The organism is Streptomyces minutiscleroticus (assembly GCF_014650875.1).
In the GTDB taxonomy this organism is placed as follows: domain Bacteria; phylum Actinomycetota; class Actinomycetes; order Streptomycetales; family Streptomycetaceae; genus Streptomyces; species Streptomyces minutiscleroticus.
In genome coordinates this window covers 1-1,460 of the sequence record NZ_BMVU01000193.1, presented here as the reverse complement: position 1 = coordinate 1,460, position 1,460 = coordinate 1, and the positions used below count along the sequence as shown (strand labels likewise).

The 1,460-nt window shown below is 69.2% G+C and carries 1 protein-coding gene; it reads right to left on the bottom strand.

What is annotated here, in order from left to right; translation table 11 throughout:
• Nucleotides 1-1,385 (bottom strand): IS701 family transposase (locus IE271_RS40915; RefSeq protein WP_229919992.1); only part of this gene is annotated, 1,385 nt, incomplete at its 3' end.
• Nucleotides 1,386-1,460 lie beyond the last annotated feature (75 nt).

The window sequence follows — 1,460 nt, the reverse complement described above, 5'->3', positions numbered from 1 at the left end:
CGATGAGGTTCTGGAGTTCGGTGGGCGGGGGCTTCACTGTCCAGGCGCGCCAGTAGCGTTGCAGCATGGCCCAGGGCGTCAGCCAGCCACGAACGGCCCGGATCGCGCGGGGCCAGCTGACTGGCTGGGGCTGCTGTGGTTGACAGGTTCCCCCTCTCTTCCGGTGCCGGCGGTGCCCCGGCTTCGGGTGAGGGATCGGCGATCGGTAGGGGTGGGGCGAACCAGGAGTCCCAGCAGAAGCTGAACGCGCAGTTCACGAGGGTCTGGTGGCGGCGGATGGCGGTGTCGGAGCGAACCTGGAAGTCGGCCCAGCCCAGTTCGTCCTTGACCTGTTTGTAGCTCTGCTCGATCCAGTGCCGCAGTCCGTAGATGCGCACCACCTCGGCCAGATCGGCGGGTGGGTTCGGTGAGGTGGCGGCGCGTGGTGAGTCGGGTCGGGGCAGGTCGGTGGCCAGGTACCAGGTCGCCTTCTCCGGCAGGGTGGCCGGGTCGGCGGTAGCCACGACCAGGCGGACGTTGCCGTCCGGGCCCCACCAGCCAAGTTGCGCCTCGGCGGCCCACCAGGTGCGGGTGTGCCCGTCCCGAAAGACCCGCTCGATGCGGGTCCACTGTCCGGGATGCTCGGCGTCCTCCCAGGCCAGGAGGCGGGCGGCGTCGACCGGGGTATGCACGTCCGGGCCGTAGGCCCACGTTCCGTGCCGGGGTTTGAGGGCCATCACGAACGGCAGGCCTGCTGTGTGCAGGCCGGTGCGGAAACTGTCGTGGTCACCGTAGGCGCAGTCGGCGGCCACGGCCCGAAAGTCCCACCCGGTGTCCCTGGCCTGCTTGGCCAGGGCGACCGCGATCTGGAGCTTGGTGCGAAAGCCCGGGTCACTCTTGCCCTTGGAGAAGTGGTGGGCCGGGGTGTAGGGGCGGGCGTGCAGGGGGTAGTAGAGGCGTTCGTCCGCCCAGCAGGTGGTCACCGTGACCACCCCGCGGTCGACCTTGCCGACCGAGCCCAGGTACTGCTTGCCCACGTGCGCGGTCGCCTGACCGTCCTTGCGGTCTCCGGAATCGTCCACCACCAGCACCCCGCCCGCGTGCGGGGCCGTCGCCGCATCCGATATCAGCAGCTCCAGCCGGCGGGCATTGACCCGCTCAGCATCCCAGGTGGACTCGGACAGGAAGAACTGCAGCCGCTGCACCGCGGCATGCTGGGCCCCGGCCACTGGCTCCGCACCGGCCAGGCACGTCAGCGTCTTGTTCCGCTCCCGCGGCAGCAACAACCCCGTCAGGTACTCACGAAAACCGCGCCGCTGGGCCAGCGTCTCGAAAAGATCGTCGAAGCAAGCGGCGTACGCTTCCAACGGGCCTGGAGCAGCAGGACACGGCAACCGCTTCGTCATCTCGATCTCCCCAACCGAGTCGACGCCTCCCTGCACGGCCTACACCCTCACGAATCCGCCGTCAACAAACCACCG